22 protein-coding genes are annotated in these 23,359 nt (G+C 67.4%); 12 read left to right on the top strand and 10 right to left on the bottom strand.

Annotated features, from left to right (window positions below; all coding sequences use genetic code 11):
• Window position 1 precedes the first annotated feature (1 nt).
• Window positions 2-676 carry a 3-oxoacid CoA-transferase subunit B gene (locus ACEN9K_RS00630; protein ID WP_495635032.1) on the top strand — a complete coding sequence of 225 codons (675 nt, stop codon included), beginning with the start codon at window positions 2-4 and terminating at the stop codon, window positions 674-676.
• 23 nt (window positions 677-699) lie between these two features.
• Window positions 700-1,512 carry an IclR family transcriptional regulator domain-containing protein gene (locus ACEN9K_RS00625; protein WP_018769794.1) on the top strand — a complete coding sequence of 271 codons (813 nt, stop codon included), beginning with the start codon at window positions 700-702 and terminating at the stop codon, window positions 1,510-1,512.
• A 160-nt stretch (window positions 1,513-1,672) separates the two neighbouring features.
• Here ACEN9K_RS00625 and ACEN9K_RS00620 read toward each other — a convergent pair whose 3' ends face one another.
• Window positions 1,673-3,010 (bottom strand): MFS transporter, encoded by a 1,338-nt coding sequence (locus ACEN9K_RS00620; RefSeq protein WP_142070083.1) that lies wholly within the window; start codon window positions 3,008-3,010, stop codon window positions 1,673-1,675.
• Window positions 3,011-3,148: 138 nt separating this feature from the next.
• On the opposite strand from ACEN9K_RS00620, the gene ACEN9K_RS00615 reads away from it, so the two are divergent.
• From ACEN9K_RS00615 to ACEN9K_RS00590, 6 genes are all read left to right on the top strand, one after another.
• Window positions 3,149-3,973, top strand: a complete 825-nt coding sequence (locus tag ACEN9K_RS00615; protein WP_495635031.1) for a shikimate dehydrogenase family protein — start codon at window positions 3,149-3,151, stop codon at window positions 3,971-3,973.
• Window positions 3,974-4,090: 117 nt separating this feature from the next.
• Window positions 4,091-4,873 (top strand): IclR family transcriptional regulator domain-containing protein, encoded by a 783-nt coding sequence (locus ACEN9K_RS00610; protein ID WP_018769790.1) that lies wholly within the window; start codon window positions 4,091-4,093, stop codon window positions 4,871-4,873.
• A 161-nt stretch (window positions 4,874-5,034) separates the two neighbouring features.
• Entirely contained in the window at window positions 5,035-6,246 is a 1,212-nt protein-coding gene (locus ACEN9K_RS00605; protein WP_018769789.1) for a Re/Si-specific NAD(P)(+) transhydrogenase subunit alpha, read from the top strand.
• On the top strand, window positions 6,246-6,569 hold the full coding sequence (locus ACEN9K_RS00600; protein ID WP_223993130.1) for an NAD(P) transhydrogenase subunit alpha part 2: 324 nt from the start codon (window positions 6,246-6,248) through the stop codon (window positions 6,567-6,569). The genes ACEN9K_RS00605 and ACEN9K_RS00600 overlap by 1 nt, the downstream gene beginning before the upstream one ends.
• Window positions 6,566-7,939, top strand: coding sequence for an NAD(P)(+) transhydrogenase (Re/Si-specific) subunit beta (locus ACEN9K_RS00595; RefSeq protein ID WP_018769787.1), 1,374 nt, complete (start codon window positions 6,566-6,568; stop codon window positions 7,937-7,939). The genes ACEN9K_RS00600 and ACEN9K_RS00595 overlap by 4 nt, the downstream gene beginning before the upstream one ends.
• 72 nt (window positions 7,940-8,011) lie before the next feature.
• On the top strand, window positions 8,012-8,932 hold the full coding sequence (locus ACEN9K_RS00590) for a diacylglycerol/lipid kinase family protein (protein WP_134164877.1): 921 nt from the start codon (window positions 8,012-8,014) through the stop codon (window positions 8,930-8,932).
• 6 nt (window positions 8,933-8,938) lie between these two features.
• Here ACEN9K_RS00590 and ACEN9K_RS00585 read toward each other — a convergent pair whose 3' ends face one another.
• From ACEN9K_RS00585 to ACEN9K_RS00560, 6 genes are all read right to left on the bottom strand, one after another.
• The gene (locus tag ACEN9K_RS00585; RefSeq protein WP_134164878.1) at window positions 8,939-9,664 is read right to left on the bottom strand and encodes a maleate cis-trans isomerase family protein; all 726 of its coding nucleotides are present in this window, start codon (window positions 9,662-9,664) and stop codon (window positions 8,939-8,941) included.
• A gap of 8 nt (window positions 9,665-9,672) precedes the next feature.
• Window positions 9,673-11,100 (bottom strand): amidohydrolase family protein, encoded by a 1,428-nt coding sequence (locus ACEN9K_RS00580; protein WP_478222663.1) that lies wholly within the window; start codon window positions 11,098-11,100, stop codon window positions 9,673-9,675.
• A gap of 30 nt (window positions 11,101-11,130) precedes the next feature.
• Window positions 11,131-11,919, bottom strand: a complete 789-nt coding sequence (locus ACEN9K_RS00575; protein WP_056392439.1) for an aspartate/glutamate racemase family protein — start codon at window positions 11,917-11,919, stop codon at window positions 11,131-11,133.
• A complete protein-coding gene (locus tag ACEN9K_RS00570) occupies window positions 11,916-12,599 on the bottom strand; it encodes a GntR family transcriptional regulator (protein WP_018769782.1) in 684 nt (227 codons plus the stop codon). Before ACEN9K_RS00570 ends, ACEN9K_RS00575 begins: the two co-directional genes overlap by 4 nt.
• A 78-nt stretch (window positions 12,600-12,677) precedes the next feature.
• The gene (locus ACEN9K_RS00565; RefSeq protein WP_018769781.1) at window positions 12,678-14,036 is read right to left on the bottom strand and encodes an MFS transporter; all 1,359 of its coding nucleotides are present in this window, start codon (window positions 14,034-14,036) and stop codon (window positions 12,678-12,680) included.
• 286 nt (window positions 14,037-14,322) lie between these two features.
• On the bottom strand, window positions 14,323-15,165 hold the full coding sequence (locus ACEN9K_RS00560) for an ACT domain-containing protein (protein WP_478222664.1): 843 nt from the start codon (window positions 15,163-15,165) through the stop codon (window positions 14,323-14,325).
• A 153-nt stretch (window positions 15,166-15,318) separates the two neighbouring features.
• On the opposite strand from ACEN9K_RS00560, the gene ACEN9K_RS00555 reads away from it, so the two are divergent.
• The gene (locus ACEN9K_RS00555) at window positions 15,319-16,383 is read left to right on the top strand and encodes an FUSC family protein (protein ID WP_134164882.1); all 1,065 of its coding nucleotides are present in this window, start codon (window positions 15,319-15,321) and stop codon (window positions 16,381-16,383) included.
• A 52-nt stretch (window positions 16,384-16,435) separates the two neighbouring features.
• On the opposite strand, the gene ACEN9K_RS00550 is transcribed toward ACEN9K_RS00555, so the two are convergent.
• Window positions 16,436-17,605, bottom strand: a complete 1,170-nt coding sequence (locus ACEN9K_RS00550; protein ID WP_018769778.1) for an MFS transporter — start codon at window positions 17,603-17,605, stop codon at window positions 16,436-16,438.
• Between the two features lie 215 nt (window positions 17,606-17,820).
• Between ACEN9K_RS00550 and ACEN9K_RS00545 the strand changes: the two genes are divergently transcribed.
• Together ACEN9K_RS00545 and ACEN9K_RS00540 are read left to right on the top strand one after the other, a co-directional pair.
• The gene (locus ACEN9K_RS00545) at window positions 17,821-18,564 is read left to right on the top strand and encodes an IclR family transcriptional regulator (RefSeq protein WP_134164958.1); all 744 of its coding nucleotides are present in this window, start codon (window positions 17,821-17,823) and stop codon (window positions 18,562-18,564) included.
• Window positions 18,565-18,677: 113 nt separating this feature from the next.
• The gene (locus tag ACEN9K_RS00540) at window positions 18,678-19,865 is read left to right on the top strand and encodes a 4-hydroxybenzoate 3-monooxygenase (RefSeq protein WP_134164884.1); all 1,188 of its coding nucleotides are present in this window, start codon (window positions 18,678-18,680) and stop codon (window positions 19,863-19,865) included.
• 40 nt (window positions 19,866-19,905) lie between these two features.
• On the opposite strand, the gene ACEN9K_RS00535 is transcribed toward ACEN9K_RS00540, so the two are convergent.
• Window positions 19,906-20,445, bottom strand: coding sequence for a TetR/AcrR family transcriptional regulator (locus tag ACEN9K_RS00535; protein ID WP_018769775.1), 540 nt, complete (start codon window positions 20,443-20,445; stop codon window positions 19,906-19,908).
• A gap of 57 nt (window positions 20,446-20,502) precedes the next feature.
• Here ACEN9K_RS00535 and ACEN9K_RS00530 point away from each other — a divergent pair, with 57 nt between their 5' ends.
• Window positions 20,503-21,558: an FAD-dependent monooxygenase gene (locus ACEN9K_RS00530; RefSeq protein ID WP_018769774.1), complete on the top strand. Its 1,056-nt coding sequence runs from the start codon at window positions 20,503-20,505 to the stop codon at window positions 21,556-21,558.
• A 1-nt stretch (window position 21,559) separates the two neighbouring features.
• Here ACEN9K_RS00530 and ACEN9K_RS00525 read toward each other — a convergent pair whose 3' ends face one another.
• Entirely contained in the window at window positions 21,560-23,353 is a 1,794-nt protein-coding gene (locus ACEN9K_RS00525) for an ABC transporter permease (RefSeq protein ID WP_495635030.1), read from the bottom strand.
• Between the last annotated feature and the right edge of the window lie 6 nt (window positions 23,354-23,359).

Below are 23,359 nucleotides of genomic sequence, written 5' to 3'. Positions count from 1 at the left end.
CTTGACCACTGCAACATCACTCCAGACCTCCGCCACGCCCCTGGGCCGGGATGACCTCGCCCGGCTCGTGGCCCGCGACATCGCCCCGGGCTCGTTCGTGAACCTCGGCATCGGCCAGCCCACCCTCGTCTCCAACTACCTCACCGAGGAACAGAACATCACCCTCCACACCGAGAACGGCATGCTCGGCATGGGCCCCGAAGCCAAGGGTGATGACATTGACGAGGACCTGATCAATGCCGGCAAGATTCCCGTGACCGAACTCCCGGGCGCTTCCTACTTCCATCACGCCGACTCCTTCGCCATCATGCGCGGCGGGCACCTGGACATCTGCGTACTGGGCGCCTTCCAGGTCTCGGCCACCGGTGACCTGGCCAACTGGCACACCGGCGCACCCGGGGCGATTCCCGCCGTCGGAGGTGCCATGGACCTGGCCACCGGCGCCAAGGACGTCTTCGTCATGATGACCCTCCTGACCCGCGACGGCGCCTCCAAGATCGTCGAGGCCTGCACCTACCCGGTCACCGGCGTCAACTGCGTCACCCGCGTCTACACGGACAAGGCCGTCTTCCTCACCGGTCCCAACGGTGTCACCGTCCGCGAGACTTTTGGCTGCACCCTCGAGGAACTCCAGGAACTCATCCCCGTCCCGCTCAAGGCCGCCTCGGCCGGCTAAGGACGGCCCTAGGATTGGTTACCATGACCGACGCCGCAGGTACCGATATCCAGCCAACCCCGCAGGCCAGCGACCAGTACGTCCAGTCGCTGGCCCGCGGGCTGGCGGTGATCCGCGCCTTCGACGCCGACCGGCCGGTCATGACGCTCACCGAGGTGGCGGGCCGCACGGGCCTGACCCGTGCCACGGCACGCCGGTTCCTGCACACCCTGGTGGAGCTGGGGTACGTGCGCACCGACGGCAAGACCTTCGCGCTGACGGCCAAAGTCCTCCAGTTGGGCTACGCCTACCTCTCCGGGCTGTCGCTGCCCCAACTGGCCCAGCCGCACCTGGAGGAACTGTCCCTCAAACTCGGCGAATCGACGTCGGCCGCCGTGCTGGACGGCACCGACATCGCCTACATTGCCCGCGTCACCACGCGCCGCATCATGACCATCGGGATCACCGTGGGCACCCGGTTCCCCGCCTACGCCACCTCCATGGGCCGGGTCCTGCTGGCCCACCTGCCGGCGTCGGACCTCAAGGCCTATCTCGCCGCGGCCGACATCAAGCCCCTGACCCCCCGCGCCCTCGGGTCCGTCCAGGAACTGCTGGCCGTCCTGGAAACGGTCCGTGCACAGGGCTGGTGCCTGCTGGACCAGGAACTGGAGCTGGGCCTGATGTCCGTTGCCGCTCCTGTGTACGACGGACCCAAGGTGGTGGCCGCCGTGAACGTCTCCCTGCAGGCCCAGTCCGTGGAGGCCAAACCGGACCGGGAAGCCTACCTGGCCTCGGTGGCGCAGGAGATCATGGCCACCGCGAAACTCATCTCCGCGGACCTGACCGCCCGCGGATAACAAAAACCCCAGCCGCGCGTCCACTCCTGGCCTGAGTGCGCCGGGACTGTTCCTGCGCACTCAACCAGGGCCACGCCGCGCCGCCAGGTTAAGCAAGAGGACGACGGCGGGTGCTTCCCGCCGTCGTCCTCTTCTGTTCGTTATGGGGCTGTGAATGCCCCTACCGGACGGGGTTGCCCAGTTCCCGCAGCGGCGTCTTGGCGGTCTCGCGCGCCCACCAGGCGCCGGCCACGGCGAGGATCGACGAGCCTGCCACGATCCAGGCTGCCGGTCCCCAGTTCGCCTTGTCGGCGCCCACCAGGGCGGTGCCGAGCAGCGGGGTGAAACCGGCGCACAGGATGCCGATCTGGAGCCCGATGGCCATGCCGGAGTAGCGGACCTTGACGTTGAAGAGCTCGGAGAACCAGGCCGGGTAGATCGCGTTGGACATGGCATAGGTGCCGGCGGTGATCAGCGTGCTGGTCAGGAAGATCATGGGGATGTTGCCGGTGGCGATCACCGAGAAATACACGAAGATCATGATGCCGGAGCCCAGGACGCCGATGATGAAGATGGGCCGGCGGCCGAACGTGTCCGACAGGCGCGCGGTCAGGGGCTGGGTGAAGACGGCCAGGATGTTGCCCACGATGCTGACCCACAGCATGGTGGAAGCGGGAACGCCGACGGACACGGCGTAGGCCAGGCCGAATGACTGCATGAACGTGTTGGTGACCGTTTCGAAGGACATGAGCGCCACCTGGAAGAACTGCGCCGGGTGGGTCTGGAACATCTTGGCGAACGGAAGCTTCACCAGTTCACCGTGCTCCTGCTTTTCCTCGAAGACCTCAGGTTCGGCCAGTGACCGGCGGACCAGGTAGGCGACGATGAGCACGATCAGGGAGAGCCAGAACGGGATCCGCCAGCCCCAGGCGAGGCGGTCGGCCTCGCTCATGGCAGCCACGGGCAGGAAGGCCAGGGATGCCAGGACGATGCCCGCGGAAATGCCGCTCATGGCAAAGCTGGCGAAGAAGCCGCGCCGGCCCTCGGGAGCCTCTTCCGTGGAGAGGGCGGAGGCGCCGGCCGTCTCGGCGCCGGCGGAGAGGCCCTGCATCAGGCGGAGCAGGACCAGCAGCGCGGGTGCCCAGTAGCCGGCGGTGTTGAAGTCCGGCAGGGCGCCGATGAGGAACGTTGCGCTGCCCATGAGCACCAGGGTGAGCACGAGCGTATTCTTCCGGCCGATCTTGTCACCAAGGTGGCCGAACACCACGGCGCCGAAGGGCCGGGCCACGTATGCCACGCCGAACGTGGCGAAGGAGGCCAGCAAGGCAACCGTGGGGTCGCCCGCCGGGAAGAAGATCTTCGAGAAGACGAGGGAAGCGGCAGTGGCGTAGATGAAGAAGTCGTAGTACTCCAGGGCGCCGCCGAGGAATGCGGCCAGCGCTGCCTTCTTGGCGCGCTTTAGCCGGCGTTGTGCCTCAGGCGTCGGCTTGGCCTGGGCTCCTGCTGCGATGTCGGTCATGTCCGGGTTTTCCTTCCACGCTGAAGGCGGGGGATCTGTTCTATTTGTACGCATTGCGAACATGTGTGCGTAATGCGCCTAGAAAGAGGATACTAGTCGGTGACGCCAATCACAACGCCGACGGAAAGGTGCTTCACGATGGAACCCTCCCGCTTAGTCCTGATCGGATCAGCAGCTTCCAAGGCCATGTCCCCGCGCCTCTGGAATCCTGTTTTCCAGGAACTCGGCCTTGGATGGACCTACGATGCCTGGGATGTGCCGGCCGGCGGCGACCTCGACGAGGTCCGCAGGCGGCTCCTGGCGCCTGGCATCGTGGCGGCCAACGTGACCATGCCGCACAAGCACTGGGCGGCGGAAACAGCGGACGAGGCAACAGACCCGGTCCTGTTGAGCGGTGCCTGCAACCTCCTGGTTCGAAAGGGCACACGGCTGGTGGGGCACAACACCGATATATCCGCCGTGACCGCGCTGCTGGGCGGCCAGTACCAACGGCACGCCCTCCTCCTGGGCGCCGGTGGAGCGGCAAGGGCCGCGATGATCGCCCTGGAGGGGCATCTGGGGACCGTTTCCATCACTGACCGCGACCCGCACGCCGCGGCGGAATTGCTGGATCTTGCCCGGGAACGCGGCATGGACGCCCGGACGGTCTCCTGGCAGCAGGGGCAGGAGCTGTCCGCCGATGCCTCCCTGATCGTGAATGCCACTCCCATCGGCAAAAGCATGTCTGACGGTCCGGCATGGGGCGACGGCCCACTCGCCCCTGACGCCGTCCTCTATGACTTCGTGTATGCCCGCCACACCACTGCAAGCGTGGCCCGGGCGCGTGGCCTGGGAGTCCGGTGCATCGATGGCTGGGAGCACCTGCGGGAACAGGCGGTGGCCATGGTGCCGCTCCTGGGGCTCGACGTGCAGTCCGGGAGGCTGCTCAAGGAAACGCTGGAACGCATCCGGGCCGCCTCCTGACCAGCGGGCCGCCCCCCGCACTCCAGTGCCCACCGGGCCGATATGATCGGACAGGCGCTGAAGCCCGGCGGACCCTATGCCGGGGCGCCGACCGTCGGGAGAGGAACCGCAACGTTCATGGAGGAGCAGCCAGCCTACTTTGTGAAGTCGGTTGAGAAGGCCTTCGACGTGCTGCTCGCCTTTTCCCCCGACCAGCCACGGCTCACTGTTTCCCAGGTTGCTGCCCGGACCGACATGACCCGCGCCTCCGCGCGCCGGTTCCTCCTGACCCTGGCAGATCTTGGCTACCTCCGCGCCGAGGGCCAGGCCTTTGAACTGACCGCCCGTTCCCTGGACATCGGTCGGGCCTACCTGGCCGGCCTTACGCTGCCCGGGGTGGCCCAGCCGCACCTCAAGGAACTGGCGGAGGACCTGAACGAGACCACGGCCTTGTGCATCCTCGACGGCGGCGACGTGGTTTACGTTGCCTGCGTGCCGTCGCCGCGGCTGTTGAGCGTCTCCATTACCGTGGGGACCCGGTTTCCGGCCTGGGCGACGTCAATGGGCCGGGTGCTCCTCGCCGGAATGCCCCCGGCGCAGCTCGAGGAGTATCTCCGCACGGTCCAGCTGCACCGCTACACCGACCGCTCCATCAGCAGCATTGACGACCTGCGTTCCGAAGTGGAGCTGGCGCGTAAAAGGGGCTGGTCCATGGTTTCCCAGGAGCTCGAGGAAGGCCTGCGCGGCGTGGCCGTGCCGGTGCGGCGGGGGAACGAGGTGGTGGCTGCGGCGAATGTTTCACTGCAGACGCATCGGGCGGCCGCCCAGGACATTGAAGCGTCAGTCCTTCCCCCGTTGATGGAGACCGCGCGGCGGATCGCACTCGATTACGGCGGCCCTGGCCCAACCACCCGCGGCTGACCCTCCCTCCCGCGGTGGACCGCGCTCAAGGCCGCTTGCCATGTAACTGTTTCCACACAAGCACAGCGCACCACTCCCGCCGCAGCTGAACGGGCCATAGACTCTAGCCAACTGCGTGCAGCAGAGCCGCTGCATCGCTTGTCAGGAGGAGGGGTCGGCGGGTGAAACTGGGCATACCGCGGGAACGCCGGGAGGGCGAGCGTCGTGTGGCCGCCACGCCGGATACCGTCAGGCAGCTGGCCGGGATGGGGCTGGAGGTCCTGGTGGAGACCGGGGCGGGGGACGGCGCCGGGCACGCTGACCAGGCATACCAAAACGCCGGCGCCGCCGTCGTCCCGGAACTCAACACCACGGCCCTCGACATCCTGGCGCATGTCCGCCCCCTTGACCCGCACACCGCCGCGTCCCTGAAAAGGGGAGCCGTCACCGTGGGGCTCGCGTCGCCGTCGTCCGAGCTGCCGGCAGTGCAGGCGCTCGCGGACAACGGGGTGACCTCCTTCGCCCTTGAACTGGTGCCCCGCATTTCCCGTGCCCAGTCCATGGACGCCCTCAGCTCGCAGGCGCTGGTGGCCGGCTACCGCTGCGTGCTGGAGGCTGCCATCCGGCTGCCCCGCTTCTTCCCGCTCTACATGACGGCCGCGGGAACCATTCCGCCCGCCAGGGTCCTGGTCCTCGGAGCCGGGGTGGCGGGGCTGCAGGCCATCGGCACGGCCAAGCGCCTGGGCGCCCGGGTTTTCGCCAACGACATCCGTCCGGCTTCCGCGGACGAGGTTGCCTCCATGGGCGGCACCTTCATCCGGCTGGACCTGGAGACGGCGGAGGCGGCCGGCGGCTACGCCCGGCAGCTGAGCTCCGATGCCGGCACACGGCAGCGGCAGCTGCTGGCGCCGCACGTGGCTCAGTCGGACGTGCTGATTACGACGGCGGCGGTCCCCGGGCGCCCCGCACCCCTCCTGGTGACGCGCGGGATGGTGCAGGGCATGCGGCCCGGGTCGGTGGTGGTTGATCTCGCCGCGGAGTCCGGCGGCAACGTGGAGGGTTCGGTACCGGGCCAGGACATCCCCATCCCCACCGCCGATGGAATGGGGCACGTCACCCTGGTGGGCCTGAAGGACCCGGCCTCGGCGATGGCGTCGGACGCCTCCCGTCTTTACGCCAAGAACGTGGCCAACCTGCTGGCCCTGCTGGTGCGCCCGGATGACGCCGGTGCCGGCGGGCTCACCCTGGATTTCGACGACGAAGTGGTGGCCGGTGCCTGCCTCACCCACGACGGCGTGGTGCGGCACCAGCCCACGGCGGAGCTGCTGGCCGCCCGCGCACGTGCCGCCGCAGAGCCGGCCACGGCCGCGGCCCGGCAGGAAGGAACGCTCTGATGGACGGAACAGCCCTGCTGACCATTACGGTACTGGCGGTGTTCGTCGGCTTCGAAGTGGTGTCCAAGGTCTCCAGCACCCTGCACACGCCGCTGATGTCCGGTGCCAACGCCATCCACGGCATCATCCTTGTCGGTGCCATCATTGTGGCCGGCCAGGCAGCAGACCCATGGGTCCTGGCGGTGGCGCTGCTCGCCGTTGTCCTTGCCACCGCCAACCTGGTGGGCGGGTTCGTGGTGACGGACCGGATGCTGCACATGTTCCATGCCAGGAAGGACGCAGCCCCAAAAGGTGCCGTGCAGCCTGAAACGGGCAGCAAATGAGCCTCCTCGACCCCATCGGGACCTCCCTGCTCTACCTCGTCGCGGCGGTCTGCTTCATCCTGGCCCTGCGCGGGCTCAGTTCCCCGCGGACCGCGCGCCGCGGAAACCTGGTGGGCGCACTCGGTGCGCTGATCGCCGTCGTCACGGTGTTCCTGTCCGCCCGGCTGGAGAACATCCCCTGGATCCTGGCCGCCATCGCGGTGGGCAGCGTGGTGGCGGCACCCGTGGCCCGGCGCGTGAAGATGACGCAGATGCCCCAGCTGGTGGCGCTGTTCAACGGCGTGGGAGGCGGCGCGGCTGCCTTGGTGGCCCTCCTGGAACTGGGCCATGCCGGCAATCCCTGGGTCCGCGTGGCCATCGTGTTCACGCTCCTGGTGGGTGCCGTTTCCTTCGCCGGTTCCGGCGTCACCTTCGCCAAGCTGCAGGAACTGATGACCACCCGGCCCGTGGTTTTCCCGGGCCTCCCGGTGGTGATGGCCGTGGTCCTGCTCGCCGCAGTGGCCGCCGGCGTGGCCGTGGTGCTCACCGCCTCGCTGCCCCTTGCGGTCCTGCTGTTGCTGCTGGGCCTTGCCGCCGGCGTCCTGCTGGTGCTGCCGGTAGGCGGCGCCGACGTGCCAATCGTCATCTCGCTGCTGAACGCCTTTACCGGCCTGGCCGTCGCGGCGTCCGGCCTGGTGCTGGGCAACGTCCTGCTGGTGGTGGCCGGGACCCTGGTGGGGGCTTCGGGCACCATCCTCACCCGGGCCATGGCCGCCGCCATGGGCCGGAGCGTGGCGGGCATCCTGTTCGGGGCTTTCAGGGGAGGTTCGACGGCGGGGTCCACCGCCGTAAGCGAGCGTCCGGTCCGTTCGTCCTCGGCCGAGGACGTGGCGGTCCTTTTGGGGTACGCCCAGCGGGTGATCATCGTCCCCGGCTACGGCCTGGCCGTGGCGCAGGGCCAACATACGGCCGCCGAGCTGGCCCTGGCCCTGGAGGCCCGAGGCATCGAAGTGGATTTTGCCATCCATCCCGTGGCCGGCCGGATGCCCGGACACATGAACGTGCTCCTGGCCGAGGCCAACGTCCCGTACGAGTCGCTCAAGGAGATGGGCGAGATCAACCCGCAGTTCAAGACGACGGACGTGGCCCTGGTGGTGGGCGCCAACGACGTGGTGAACCCCGCCGCCAAGACTTCGTCCGGCTCGCCGATCTACGGCATGCCCATCCTTGAAGTGGCGGAGGCGCGGCAGGTGGTGTTCCTCAAGCGGTCCATGCGCCCGGGATTCGCCGGCATCGAGAACGACCTGCTGTACGAACCCCAGACATCGCTGCTGTTCGGCGACGCCAAGGACTCCCTGGCCCAGGTGCTGGGCGCGGTCAAGGCCCTGTAGGCGCTGAACGGCGCACCGGGCGGGTTACCCTTCTCTCAGAAGCTTGCTTTCCATCCGCCATCAGAGGACGCCATGACTGACAACAGCTCCACTTCGCCCAAACGTGCCGCCATCATCGTCAATCCTGCCAAGCCGGTGGATATCGACGTGCGCGGCCTGGTGGCCAAGCACTGCGTGGAAAACGGGTGGGGGGAAGCCATTTGGCTGGAAACCACCAAGGAGGATCCGGGCGTCGGCCAGGCCAAGGAAGCGCTGGCCCAGGGTGCGGACATCGTGATCGCGGCCGGCGGCGACGGCACCGTGAGGTGCGTTGCCGAGGTCCTGGCCGGCAGCGACACCCCCATGGGCCTGCTGCCGCTGGGGACGGGCAACCTGCTGGCGCGCAACCTGGGCATGGACGTCACCGACTACGACGGCGCCATGGCCGGGGCCCTCATCGGCACGGAGCGGAAGATCGACGTGGTCCGGGCCCGGCGCAGCGACCCGGACAAGGACCAGCTCTTCCTGGTCATGGCCGGCCTGGGCTATGACGCCACCATCATGGCGGACACCAACGAGGACCTGAAGGACAAGGTGGGCTGGCTGGCCTACGTGGACGCCGGCATCCGGAACCTGCCCGGCAAACCGGTCAAGGCAACCGTGGTGATCGACGGCAAGCCCGTGGTGCACCGGGGCGTCCGCAGCGTGATGGTGGGCAACTGCGGCAAGGTCCAGGGCGGTCTTGAAATCTTCCCTGATGCCAAGGTGGACGACGGCCTGCTGGACATCGCCGTCCTGGCTCCCCACCACGGAAAGCTGGGGTGGCTCTCCGTGGTGGCGGGAATGATCGGCAAGGGCCGCGGCAAGGACACCGCCGTGGAGTACTTCCAGGGCAAGACCGTTGAGATCACGCTGGAACACAAGGACGACTACCAGTTGGACGGGGACCACGAAGGCGAGAGCAAGCACGTGCTCATGACCATGGAGCCCGGCGCCCTGACCTTGCGGATGTAGGGCGGTTTAGCCCAGCAGCCGTCCCCAGCGTGGTTCCAGCAACGGCGCGCCTGCCAGTTTCAGAGCGTGCCAGAGGGTGACGGCAACGGAGTCCAGCACCGGCACTCCGGTGCTGTCCTCGATTTCGGCGGTGATGTTGGCCCCGTAGAGGTTGGTGCACAGGTACACCAGTGCGTCCGGTGCCGCGGCAGCCAGTTCCAGGGAACCCGGGCGCATCTCGTCGTCGGTGACCCGGGCAAAGGACTCGTTGTCGCTCAAACCCAGCGCCCGGTGGTCCACGGTCTTGATGCCTTCGCGCTCGTAGCAGGCGATGACCCGGTGGTTCACGTCCGCGGTGTAGGGGGTGAACAGGCCGATCCGCTCCGTGCCGAAGGTCCGGAAGGCTTCCAGGTAGGCAAGCGTGGAGGTGGTGGCGGGGATGCCCGTGGCGCCGCTGATCCCGGCCGCCAACTCCTGGTCGTGCGCCGGGCCCAGCCACGAGCCTGACGTGCCGTTCCAGGCAATCACGTCCACGTCCGCCGTCGCCAGCAGCGCTGCTGCCTCCTGCATGACTGTGGGATCGAACTGGCGGTCGGAGGAGTCATCGAGCGCGATGCGGGTGACTGGGATCCGGGTGAAGTGCACCGTGACGTCGGTGCGGCCGCCCAGGATGCGGTAGGTCTGCGGTTCCAGGCAGGTGTTGGAGGACGGCACGATCATGCCGATCCGGCGGGGGCGTGTGCTTGCAGGCATGGGGGCTCCTAGAGGGCGGCGGCGAGTCGGGAAGCTTCGGGGGCAGCAGACTGGTGCTGCCGGAAGCCGGTGCGGTTGATGAAGCGGCCCACGGCGCCCGGGTCATGGAAGCCGTCCGCGTCCAGGACCACGCGTCCCTTGGAAACAACGACGGCGGGCCAGCCCGTGAGTGCCCTCCCGTCAAAAGGCGAGAAGTCCGTTCCCATGTGCAGGGCCGCGCCGTTTACGGTGCGTTCCTCTGCGGGGTCGAAAACCACCAGGTCGGCGTCGAACCCCTCGGCGATGCAGCCTTTGCCGGGCACGGCGTTGATCCGTGCCGGCGCGGCAGCGAAAGCCTCCACGAACTGCTCCACGGTTGCCCCGGCGGAGGTCATCGCGGTGAACGTCACCGGCATCCGCGTCTCCACGCCGGGCAGTCCGTGCGGCATGGCGCGCACGTCGTCGGTGCGCTCGCGCTTCTGGGACAGGTCGTAGCAGGAGTGGTCGGAGGACATGGTGTGGATGGCTCCGGACACCAGCCGCTCCTTGAGGGCGGCCACGGTTTCCGGGCTGCGCATGGGCGGGCAGCAGGCGAACCACTCGGGGAAGGTGGATCCGTAGACGGAATCGTCCAGCGTGACGTAATGCGGGCAGGTCTCGGAGTAGGCCTCCAGTCCCCGGGAGCGGGCTTCGCTCACCAGGTCCACTGCCCCGGGCGTGGACTGGTGGACGAAGTACACCGGGGCGCCGGTGTATTCGGCCATGGCCAGGGTTTCCTTGACCGAGATCTCCTCGGCCAGTTCCGGCCGGGTCCGGTGCAGGTGTTCGATGCCGATCCGCCCGTCCTCAGCGTGCTGGGCGGTGCAGTCGGCGATGATGGGATCGTGTTCGGCGTGGATGTACGTCAACCCGTCCAGCCGGACCATTTCCCGCATGACCTTCAGGATGGTGTCGCCGTCGGCCATGGTGGTGCCCCGGTTGGTGGTGTACATCTTCACCGACCGGACGCCTTCCGCTGCGAGCTGCTCAAGCTGCCACGGGACGGTTTCGTCCCAGGTGACCACGGCGCCGTGAAGGGCAACGTCGCAGCGGGACTCCGTGGCGAGTTCCTTCTTGTGCAGGGCGGCGGCGAGCGGGGTTTCCTGGGCGTCGCGGGGAATTCCGAAATCGATGATGGTGGTGGTTCCGCCCCACAGCGCTGCCGTGGAGGTGGTCCGGTAGTCGTCCAGGGTGCGGAATCGCCCCGTGACCTGGGCCACGTGGCAGTGTCCGTCCACGCCGCCGGGGATCACGAGTTTGCCCGCCGCATCGATGGTGCGGTCCGCCGCGGGGACGGGCCCGGCGGCGTCGACGAGCCGGGCAATGCGGCCGTCGTGGACCACGACGTGCGCCTCCCGGCGGCCGTGGCTGTTCACCACGGTGGCGTTGGCAATGACGAGTTGTGGCTGGTGGGACATCGGTGTCCTCCTAAAGTTGTTGGGCTCTGGCTAGGCGGCGGGCTGGGGGGTGCCGGCGTGCTCCTGGCGGGCGGCAAGGGCCGCGTCCAGATTTGGCGACAGGCCCTTGCGGTCCTTGGCCGGCGGCGGGGCGAAGGCGCCGGCGCGGTGCGGCCCGGATTGCAGCGCGGCAACGGCCTCGGCCATGCGGATGCCTGCGGAGATGCCATCCACCACAGGGACGGGAATCTGCCCCGTGAGGTCGCGGGCCAGGCCGGCCAGCGGGGCGCCGGCAAGGATCACGACGTCGGCGCCGTCCTCCGCCACGGCCTGCCGGCTGAGTGCCAGCAGGGTTTCCCTGAAGTCCTGCTGGACGGAGGCGATGCTGGTCAGGGAGTCATTGATGGAACGGATGGAGGCCAGCCGTCCGGCAAGTCCGAACTGCTCCACGCACTCGCGGTACCAGGGCTTGATCCGGTCCGAGATGGCGATGATGGAGAACCGGTGGCCCTGCAGTGCTGCTGCGCACAGGGCGGCCTCGGTGATCCCGATGACGGGCACCTCGGCCAGTTCCTTGAGGGCCGGCATTCCCGGGTCCCCGAAGGCAGCCACCACCACGGCGTCCACCGGGTCTGCGCCGGGACGGGTGTGTTCGGCAATGATCTCTGCCACGGCACCCGCGGCGATGAGGGCTTCGAAGCGGGTCTCGATGTACTCCACGCCGTGCCCGGCAGTCCTGACCAGCAGTTCGGTGCCGGCGGAGGCGGAACGGAGCGCCTCTGATTCAATCAGCGCGGTGACATCGGCGCTGATGTTGGGGTTGATGACCAGGAGTTTCATTTTCTCTTCCGGTGGAATTCTGGTTCGGTCTTCTGGAAGTCCTCGGGAAACTGGTCCCGGTACTTTCCAATGTGTGATGCGGACTGGGCGGCTGCCTTGTCCGGATCGCCGCTGGCAATGGCGGTGTACAGGTCGCGGTGTTCGCGGATGAGTTCGGGCAGGTCGCTGACATGCCGGAACAGCCAGTGCATGCGGCCCTGGAGGGGTTCCAGGGCGGACTTGAGGAAGTTGTTGTCCGCGATGCGGGTGATGGCGTCGTGGAATTCGCTGTTGGAGCGGTGCGCCTCCATCACTGATCCCTTGGCCAGGAAGGTTTCCGCATCGTCCAGCAGCCCCTTCAAATGGGCGAGGTCCTCCTTGGTAGCCCGTTTGGCGGCGAGCCGGCACGCCAGGACTTCCAGGGACTGGCGGACATCGAAGAGGTCCTCCACGTCCTTGGGGCTGAGGCTGCTCACCTCAGCCCCGCGGGCGCCCCGGTCGCTGATCAGGCCTTCCTGGCGAAGCATGCGCAGGGCCTCGCGGACCGGCAGCCGGGAGACGGAGAATTCGGCTGCCAGGTCGCGTTCCACCAGCCGCGTGCCGGGAGCGTAGTGTCCTTCGAAAATCCTGGTGCGGAGGGTATCCCGGACAGTCTCGCGGAGGGGGCGGTCCTTGTCCTGGGTCTCTTCTGCGGTCAGCATGATGCTCCATTCGGATTTTGTACGGCACTGCTCCCGGCTGCGGGGGCGTTGGTTGCAAGTTTCCCTGCGAGGGTCAGCTTAGACAGGAAGCCGCTTGTTGTAGTTCAGCGTCAGGACTGAGGCGCCCATGATCACCGCGGAACCCACGAAGTACAGCAGCGCCCAGGTGTAGGAACCTGTGGCTCCGACGATCAGGCCGACGGCGATCGGCGTGACGAAGCCGGAGATGTTGCCGCTGAAGTTCATGGCACCGCCCAGGACGCCTGCGTTGGTGCGGCCGCCCAGGATGGAGGGGATGCTCCAGAACAGGCCCACCCAGCGCAGGAAGAACATGACGAGGGAGAGCAGGACCACAGCGGTGGTGGGGTCCGGGACCACGGTGACGCCCACCAGGCCGCCGATCACCACGACACTCGAGATGCCCAGGAGGGTGCGCATCACCCGGTTGGCTGACGCGCCGGATGCACGCCACTTGTCCGCAATGGTGCCGCCCAGGATTTCACCGACGAAGCCGGCACCGAAGATGACGAAGGTGGACCAGCCGATGGTCTTCAAGTCGAAGCCCTTGGCCTGGGCGAGATAGAGCGGGCCCCAGGTCAGCAGGCCATAGAACACTCCATTGAAGCCGAGCCAGCCGAAGCACATCGCCCAGAAGGAGCGGAACTTGAGGTAGGGGAGCAGTGCGCGTTTGCCCTGGCTGCCGTCGAGCTCAGCTTCGGCATCCTCGGCAGCGTGCGACGCTTCGATGTACTCGGCTTCGGCGGCATTGACACCGCGGTGCTGCCGCGGGTTGTCGCGGACGTACCACCAGACGGCCAGGCCCATCAGGACTGTTGCGGCGCCGGCGATGACGAACGAACTGCGCCAACTGCCCGTCGCTGCGATGAGGCCGGCGATGAGGATGCCGCCAAGGCCTGCACCCAGCGGGGCGCCGGCGTCCAGGATGGTGGCACCGCGGCCGCGCTCCGACTTGTGCATCCAGATGGCGTTGAGCTTGCCGCCCGCGGGCATGACACCTGCTTCGGTCACGCCGATGCCGAGGCGGGCGATAAACATGCTCAGGAAGCCGCCGGCCATGCCGGATGCGGCCGTTGCCGCGCCCCAGCCCACGCAGGAGGCGGTCATCACCTTGCGGGGACCGAACTTGTCGATGAGCAGGCCCACAGGGATCTGCATCAGGGCGTAGGTCCAGAAGAAGGCGGAGAGCAGCAGGCCCACCAGTTCCGGGGCGAGGTCGAACTCCTTTTGGATGATGGGCAGGGCCACCGAGATGGAGCCGCGGTCGATGTAGTTGACGGACACCAGGACCAGGAGCAGCAGGAACAGCCGCCAGCGGACGGAGGTGCGCCGTTGCGTTCCGTCCTTTCCGCGCGTTTCGGTAGTGCCGGGGGTGGCCTCGTCGGACGTGGCCGTTGTTTCAGTGTTTGGGATGGACACAGCTTCTCCTTCACGGGGAAGTTTACGGATGGGGAGGATGCGAATGGTGCGTTGTACGTACGTGCCGGGCAGGGTTGTTGCGCCTGCCGGCAGGGGGCCGCTGGACGATCCGGAGCGTTGAGCGGGAAATGCACTTTTGGGATCCCAATTTGGGATCCCAAAATCAAAGGTAGAAGTGACTCCGGCCACTGTCAAGGGTTTTTGCCGGCCGGGCGCTGCAGGGGCCCTGCTGACGGATTGTGACTGCCGCGCACGGGTAAGGCCGGGCGGCAGCAGCGCGGAAAGCTCAACGCGCCGTGGGGGATCCGTCCGGCCGGTGGGACAGGATCTCGGCCAGTTCCGCCAGCCGGTGGGCCCGCGCGGACTCAGCCGGCGTAAACGGCTCATCCGGCCGGGAGAAGGTGATGGGGCCATGCCAGGCCGTGGGGATCTTAAGGTGCGTCCCGTCGTCGGACGCTTTGAAGCCGGCGTCCGACGGCGGCACAATCCGTGCGTGCAGCAGCTCGGCCACCGCCAGGGGGAGTTCGTCCGGGGCGGCAGCGATCCTCGCTGCCAGGCTGAGCGCCCGGGTTTGCCCGTCAGCCATGGCCAGGGCGGTGGTGGGCCAGGCGTGCGGACTGCTGCCGCCGCCGTCGTGAAGTGCCGCCAGCAGTTCCCGTTCGCCCACGTCCCCGGGCACCGAGAGGACAAACTCATCCAGGACCCCAGCCGGTACCGGGTGGACGTGGATGCTCAGGATGTTGGTGTCCAGCCGGGCCAGCGCCGCCGTGATCCGCTGCAGCGAACCGGGCCGGTCCTGGAGAAGCGTCCGCGCCCGCCACAGGGACGGCGCCGACGCCAGTTGCCGCCGGTGCCGGAGGGCCGGGGCGTGCAGCCAGCGCAGCAGGATCCGGGCAGCCGAGGGCTCGGCCACCCAGATCACCAGGACTGTGGCCGTCAGGGTCAGCACCAGGACCTTGGCCACATAGGGAAGGTGGGTCTCCACCACCAGGGCGTGGACCAGCAGCTCGATGGGCAGCATCACGGCGACGTTCGCCAAGGTCAGCCGCGCCTTGGGCGGCTCAGGCATCAGGCCGCAGACCTCGCAGCGCAGTTCGGCAGCGGGTGTGTTGTGGGCAGGGCGCTTCATGACACAAGCATGGTGCGGTGCTGTTTCCACCGCATTGCCTCCCGATTCCATTCATGGGAACGCGCCGGGGGCCTTCCGGGTCCCGCACCGTAGGATTTATCAGGAACGTCAGCGCGGCCGCCCGTCAGAATCCACCCCAGGAAGGCGCTGCCCGTGAAGTTGTTTGCTGAAATGTTCAGCATTGCCCCCGGCAACAAGGACCACCACCCCGCGTTCAGGTGCGCCGTGGGCGTCTTCGTTCCGCTGATCACGCTGGTGCTGCTCGGCAGGCTGGACCTGGCAATTTTCGCGTCCTTCGGCGCCTTCACCGGAATCTACGGCCGCGGCGAACCCCACGCCGTCCGGTTTATCCTGCAGCTGCGCGCCGGTCTGCTGATGCTGCTCGTCATGCTCCTGGCGGCGCTGGCGGCGCGCATGGGTCCCGCCTGGGGCCTGGACGCCCCCACCCACACGTGGCTGCTGGTCCTGGCCACCACGCTGGTGGCCGGCGCCTGTTCGGTTGCCATTTCCTGGCTCAGGCTGCGCCCCGGCGGCTCGCTCTTCCATATCTTCGCCTTCGCCGCCATCGCATCCATTCCCAACCAGCCGCCGCTCTGGCAAGGCATGCTGGTGGCCGTCCTGACCACGGTGTTCGCCCTGCTGGTCGGCTTCTCGTCCCGCATCCTTCCCAGCCACAGGACTCCCTGGGCCAGGCCGCCCCGAATCCGCCGCACTCCCGCGGAGAAGCGCGCGGCCTGGGTTGAAGGACTCGGCTACCTGGTGGCCGCAGGCCTTGCCGGCACGCTGGCAACGTGGGCGGGGGAGCGCCTGGGGTTCGGGCACAACTACTGGGCCATGGTTGCTGCCGTGGTGCCGCTGGTGGGCCACACCACCAGGCACCGGGTGCGCCGCGGCATACAAAGGATCATCGGCACGGTCCTGGGCCTGCTGGTCCTCGCGGCCGTGCTGCTGGTGGGCCTGCAGCCGTGGCAAACCGTGCTGGTGATGGCGCTGTGCCAGTTCGGGGCCGAGATGTTCATCATCCGCCAGTACCTTCTGGCCCAGGTTTTCGTGACACCCCTCGCGCTGGTCTCAACACTGCTGGTGGTCCCGGCGTCACCCTCCATCCTGCTGCGCGACCGCATCATCGAGACCGTGATCGGCGCCGCTGTCGGCATTGCCGTGGTGCTGGCGCCCGGCGCATGGCGCCGGATCAGGCAAAGGACGACGGCGGCCTGACCGCCTTGTGCCCGTCCCTGCAACACCAGGGGCAGGGACGGACAGTGACGCGTTACGGACGTTCCGCGGCTGATGCTTCCCGGACCGCAGCGATGGTGTGCGGCACCGTCACCAGCGCCACCACGGCAATCGCGGCAGCGGCCGCAAAGACGTAGAAGCCCCAGGGGTAGGCGATGTTGGCAGCGACCAGCGTGCCGGTGACGGCGGGGCCCATGATCGCGCCGAGCCGGCCCACCCCGGCGGCGAAGCCGAGGGCTGTAGCACGGAGGGTTGCCGGGAACAGCTGGCTGACCCATGCGTAAACCAGGACCTGTGCGCTGAAGACGAACACGCCGGTGACAAAGACTGCCGCGTTGAGCAGCAGTTCATTCTGGATCTTGACGCTCAGGACAGCCAGGAAAACCGCGGAGAGTCCGAACCACAGCAGCACCACACGCTTGGTGCCGTGTTTGTCGGCCAGGATCCCTGCGATCACCAGGCCCACCACGGCCCCTACGTTGAGGACCAGCAGGAGAACCAGGCCGGTGCTGACGGTGTACCCGGCGCCGGCCATCAGCTGCGGAAGCCAGGTGTTCAGGCCGTAGACCAGGAGCAACCCCATGAAGGACGCGGCCGCGATGGCCAGCGCCACCAAGGGGTAAGGCTTCCGTGCCAGGTCCCGGAAGCCCGTGCGGGCTGCGGCAGGTTCTGTTCCTGCCGCCGCCGGGGGAAGGGTTTCGGGGAGCTTGAACCACAGGAAGGGTGCCAGGGCGAAGCCTGCCAGCCCGCCCACGATGAACATCATCCGCCAGTCCGGGATCAGCAGCAGGGCAAGGAAGGCCGTGGCCACAGCGCCGGCGTGGTAGCCGGTCATGGTCCGGGTGGTCGACTTTCCGGCGGTACCTGCCGGAGCGTAGTCGTTCATGTAGGCCAGGGCGGCCGGGAGGCAGGCGCCCAAACCCAGCCCGGCAAGAAGCCGGAAGGCGCAGAACACCGCCACGTTGGGTGCGAACACCACGGCGATGGTGAAGATCGAAAACCACAGGACGCAGGCCACCAGGAGGCGGCGCCGGCCAAAGCGGTCGGACAGCGGGGCGATGAACAGGGCACCGGCGCCAACGCCCACCAGTGAGATTGTGGCGGCCAAGGTGGCACCCACCGCGTCGAAGCCAAGCTCATGGGTCTTGATCAGTGTGGGAATGACGGTGCCCAAAACCACCAGGTCAAAACCGTCAAGAACCATAGCCAGCCAGCAAAGCCAGACTGGCCACTTGGAACGGTGCTGGGATGGCGCAAATGACATAGAAATACCTCGGTGTATCTTCCAGGAGTTTTGAGCGGCAGGCTGCTTTGCCGGTAGTGGGTGGGCAGCATTGCCCACATCCCCAGTGAGGTTTGTATCACTATCGGGTGTAATCTGGGACAACTTTTCCCATTCAATGGAAGCAGGTGTTCACGCTGGCCAACTCCCCGTCCGGCGATTCCGTGGTGGACCGGATCGTGCGGCTGATCTCCGCGTTTCCCCAGGATGTCAATGCCCTCCAGTTGTCTGACCTTGCCGGGCGGGCAGGCCTTCCGCTGACCACCACCCACCGGCTGGTGGGCCAGCTGGCAGGTTACGGACTGCTGGAGACTGCTCCCGGCGGGATGGTGCGGCCTGGACTCAGGCTGTGGGAACTGGTGAACCGTGCCTCGCCGGCGCTGGCGCTCCGGCAGGCAGCCATGCCCTTTATGGAGGACATCCAGCAGGTCCTGAACCAAAACGTGAACCTCGCGGTGCTGGATGGCTGGGAGGCGCTCTTTGTGGAACGGCTGTCCCGCCGGGGCTCGGTGGCCAACCGGGCGCAGGTAGCGGGCAGGATGCCCATCCATATCTCGTCCGCCGGACTGGCGCTGATGGCCCACCAGGACAAGGCCATGCAGCAGGAGTACCTGGGCCAGTTCACCGATCCCGAAGGAAGGCTGGCTGCGGCCGACGTCCGGGCGCTGCTGGCAGAGACCGCCCATCAGGGCTTTGCGCAACTGAAAGGCGTGGTGGATGCGGGCACCTGGGGGATCGCGGTGCCCGTGCTGGACCGCCGGCAGCGGGCCGTAGCCTCACTGGGCGTCGTGGTGCCCCTGCAGGAGATGCGCCTGCAGGCACTGGTTCCGGCACTGCAAACGGCCGCCCGGGGCATTGCCCGGCAACTTGCGGACGCCTGAACCATTCAACGGAATTTCTGTAACGCCGGTCACCCGGCTTCCCCCACACTGATGGCAGACAAACCGGTCCGGTGCCGCCCGTGGCGGGACCCGCAACGAAGCGAGACGCAGTCATGGCACGAAAAACCATCACCACCCAGGTGGCCATCATGGGAGGCGGCCCGGCAGGGCTGATGCTGTCCCATCTCCTGGCGAAGGCAGGCATCGAGTCAACGGTCATCGAGGTCCGCAGCCACGAGGAGATTGCCCACACCGTCCGCGCCGGCATCCTGGAGCACGGGACGGTCAACCTGCTGGTGGACAGCGGGGTCTCGGACCGTGTGCTGCGCGAGGGCGACCGGCACGATGGCATCGAACTGCGGTTCAACGGCGAGAGCCACCGCATCGACTTCAAGGACCTCGTGGGCGAGTCCGTCTGGCTGTACCCGCAGACGGACGTCTTCCTGGACCTCGCCGCGCGGAGGAAGGACGACGGCGGCGACGTCCGCTACAGCGTCACCGACACCACTGTCCATGACCTGGAAGGCAGCCCGAAAGTCCGGTTTACCGACTCCGAAGGCGTTGAGTTCGAGATCCAGGCGGATTTCCTGGTGGGTGCCGACGGCTCCCGCAGCCACTGCCGGTTCCAGATCCCGGAAGCCCACCGCAAGTGGTACTTCCACGAGTACCCCTTCGCCTGGTTCGGCATCCTGGCCGAGGCCCCGCGCAGCTCCGATGAACTGATCTACGCCAACTCGGCCAACGGATTCGCCCTGATCAGCCAGCGTACGGAGACAGTCCAGCGGATGTATTTCCAGTGCGACCCCAAGGAGAACGTGGCCGACTGGGACGACGAGAGGATCTGGGCCGAATTCCGGAGCCGTGTCAACGGCAACGGCTTCGAGCTCAAGGAAGGGCCCGTCCTGGAAAAGATGGTGCTGCCGTTCCGCAGCTTCGTCCACACCCCCATGCGCCACGGCAACCTCTTCCTCGCCGGCGACGCCGCGCACACCGTGCCGCCCACCGGTGCCAAGGGCCTGAACCTTGCCATCAACGACGTCAAGGTCCTCTTCGAGGGGCTGGACAGCCACTACAACTCCGGTTCCGGCCGCCTGCTGGAAACCTACAGCGACCGGGCCCTGGAGCGTGTCTGGAAGGCGCAGCAGTTCTCGTACTGGATGACCACCATGCTGCACACCCCCGCCGACGCGGACGATTTCTCCCGCGCGCGCCAGCTCGGCGAGCTGAACTCGGTGGTCTCCTCCCGCCACGGCATGGCTTACCTGGCCGAGGCCTACACGGGCTGGCCCGGCGGCGCCTAAAGCCGCGGGAGAAGGACGACGGCGGTCGGCCGGGGTGGGTTCAGGGGCCTGCCAGTCGCCGGACGGCCGCCGCGATGGCGGCAGCGTCAGGCTGCTCGTCGCGCCTGACGGTAAGCAGGTGCAACAGCACCCCGTCGCCGTAGTCCGCGATATCCCGGGCGCGTGCTGCTGCGTCAGCCACCCCCAGGGCTGCAAGAGCCTGTTCCAGCCCGCCCACCAGCAGGTGGTGCCCGCCGGTCACCGCCTCCGGATGGTCCAGGGACAGGGCCAGCCGGGCCCTGGTGAGGCCGGCATGCTGCCGGGCCAGCGCGAGAACCATCGCGGCCAGTTGCCCGGCCAGCTGGTCGACGTCCCGTGGGGGACCGGCCGGGCCAACGCGCTGCAGGAGCTCTGCGTCCAGCTGCAGCAAACGGTCCAGGACGCCTTCCACCAGTGCTGACCGGTTGCGGTAATAGTTTGACGTCGTGCCTTCGGACACGTCGGCGGCGGCATCCACGGCCCGGTGCGTGAGGCCTTTCAGCCCCTTGTTTGCCACCACGGACAGCGCGGCATCAAGGAGCTGGGTACGTCTGTCGCGCATGGCCACAGTCTAGTGGGACTCCTTTCAATTCACTACAAAAGTAGTAGAATCCTGCGTATGGAGACGATCACCATCGTGGGCGGGGGCATCTCCGGGCTTGCCCTCGCGGCGGCGTTGGACCCCAACCGCTTCCACGTGACGGTGTACGAGAAGCGTCCGGAACTGCCCGCCGTCGGCAACGCTCTCGGGATGTGGCCCAACGCCCAACGCGCCCTGGCCCGGCTGGGGATACTGGACCAGGCGCGGGCGGTGAGCCCGGTGCTCGGGAGCGGGTCGGTACGTAACGCCCAGGGGGAGCCCTGGGTTACGGTCGATGCCGGGGAAATGTTCGGCATTTCCCGGACCGACCTGCTGCGGCTCCTGGACACGGCCGTCCCGGGGAGCGTCCGCCGGGCCACCAGCCAGATACGGGGGCTGCCCGCGGACGGGGGACTGGTGGTTGGCGCCGATGGCGTCCACAGCGTTGTCCGCAGCACGGCCTGGGGTCCCGGCGCGGACGCACGTCTGACGCCCTACCTCGCCCTCCGCGGGACCCTGCCTACTCCAGTTGCCCCGGACGAGGTGGGCGAGTACTGGGGCCGCGGGGACCTGTTCGGCATGGCCGCCGCCCGGGGCGGGTCCTTCTGGTACGCCAGTTACCGGTCCGGACTTGGCCCCTACGGGATCGACGTTCCGTCAGCGCTGGAACAGGCCAGGGAGCGCTATGCGGGCCACGCACCTGCCATCCGGCGCGCCCTTGCTGCAGCCACGCCGGAGGAATGCCTGGTCCAGCGCCTGTGGACGGTTCCGCGCCTGGGCTCCTACGTCAGTGGCAGGATTGCGCTCATCGGTGATGCGGCCCATGCCATGATGCCCACACTTGGCCGCGGCGCCTGCGAGTCGCTGGTTGACGCGGTGACACTTGCAGACCTGCTTAACACGCTGCCCGAAGACCAGGCACTGCGCGCCTACGACCGGCAGCGGAGGTTCCGGACCCGCGCGGTGAGCCTGGCGTCCTCGGCGCTGGGCCGCGTCGCGCTCACCGAACGCGGCCAGCCGCTGCGTGATGGCCTGCTCAACCTGGCCCGGCGGCGCAACAAACGCGCCGCCGTCGGCAGCAGTGCCGGCAGGTGATTCAGCGCACGGCCGCGGCAGGCCGTGTTGCGTCGTCCCCGCCCGGGGCCTGGGCGCCGGGGAGTCCTCCAGGAGCCTGCTGGACGGGCGGTACCGCGGGCAGTCGTTTCCTGGTCCGCCTCCGCCCCGACCTGCCGTAGACCAGGTACATCGTCACGCCGGTGATGATCATGAGGAGCACCGTGTAGACGAACGTGTTGGCAATACCCTCGGTGCCTTCTGCGCCATCGGTGTTGGCCTTGATCACCAGGCCCAGCGGCTGTACCAGCGGGTGGGCCAGGAAGATGGCTGTGTCATAGTCGTCCAACAGGCTGTTGAAGTTCAGGGCGGTTATGGCTGCTGCCGCCGGGAGTACCAACGGCAGGAGGATGCGCCGAAAGACGTACAGCGTCTTGGCGCCCATGATGGATGCAGCCTCCTCCAGCGATGAATTCACGGAGGCAAAGGACGCTTTGAGCATCCGGAGGGTGAACGGAATCTTCACCGTGACGAATGCGATGAGCAGGATCACCGTTGTTCCGGTGAGCACGGCACCGCCCACCAGCGGGCTGGGGTGGTCGTAGCTGACGATCAGGCCCAAAGCCAGCAGCGCAGACGGCAGGATCCAGGGAATGTGCAGCAGGTACTCGAAGGCCGAGGCCACCCAGTTTTTGTATTTCTGCAGCAGCCGGGCCACGAAGAGCAGTCCGCCGACGGCAATAACGGCCGCCAAGGCGCTGTACACAACACTGACGACAAATGGACGGAGCCCGGACTGCTGGGTGAGGACGCGCACGTAGTTGTCCAGCGTGAGGTTGGCCGGCGACAGCTGCCCCGTCTGGATGGCCGCGCCGTCGGCAAACGAGTAGAGCACGATCAGGGCCACCGGGAGCGTGTAGATGGCAAAGAGGAGATATGCCACGGCGTGGACGGCCATGTTGGCTGTGGGGTTGGTGATGTCCTGCTTCTGCAGCTCGGAGGACACCTTGGACACCGAGAAGTAGGTGCCGCCCTTCTCAAGCCGGGACATGACGGCGAGCATCAGCATGGTGGCCAGGCCCAGGATCACTGCCAGCAGCGCTGCCAGGTCCCTGGACGTGGGGCTGTTGGTGAAGGTCAGGATCATCGGGGTAATGGTCTGGAATTCGCGGCCGCCCAGCACCTGCGGTGCGCTCAAAGCCCCCAGCCCGGTCAGGAACGACAGGATGGTGACGGCGAACAGCGTGGGCTTGAGCATTGGCAGGACGATGCGCCGAAGAATCGTCCAGGGGGATGCGCCAAGGTTCCGGGCGGCCTCGATGGTTTGGTAGTCGATCCCCTTGAGTGCGTTGGCCACGAAGAGCATGTGGTTGGTGGTGGTGGCAAAGGTCATGACCACCAGGACGGCGAAAGACCCGGAGAACCATCCCGGGTCCATTCCGGGGATCAGCTTGACCAGCAGCGAGGTGACGATGCCCTTGTCCCCATAAATGAATTTGTATCCCGCAGCCAGCACGATGCCGCCATAGATGAAGGTGGAGGCGTAGCCAAGGAAGAGGATGCGCGAGCCGCGGATCCGGAAATAGTGCGTCACCAGCACGATGAAGACCCCCACCAGGTTGACGGTGACGGAAAGGGCCACGGCCAGGAGGAAGCTGTTGCCGAGTGCCTTCATGGCCCGCTGCGACGAGAACAGCTTCTCCGCGGCGCGCCCCGAGAAGCTGCCGTCAGGAAAGAAGGTGGCAATCAGGATATTGACGTTGGGCCAGACCAAAAACGCGGTGATGAACCAGGTGAGGACGACGCCCACCACCAGGACGAAGGGTGAACGGCCCATGCTGCG

Source organism: Pseudarthrobacter sp. Pseusp20, assembly GCF_059492155.1.
The sequence above is the reverse complement of the archived record's forward strand: the minus strand, read 5'-3'. Positions and strand labels throughout refer to the sequence as shown.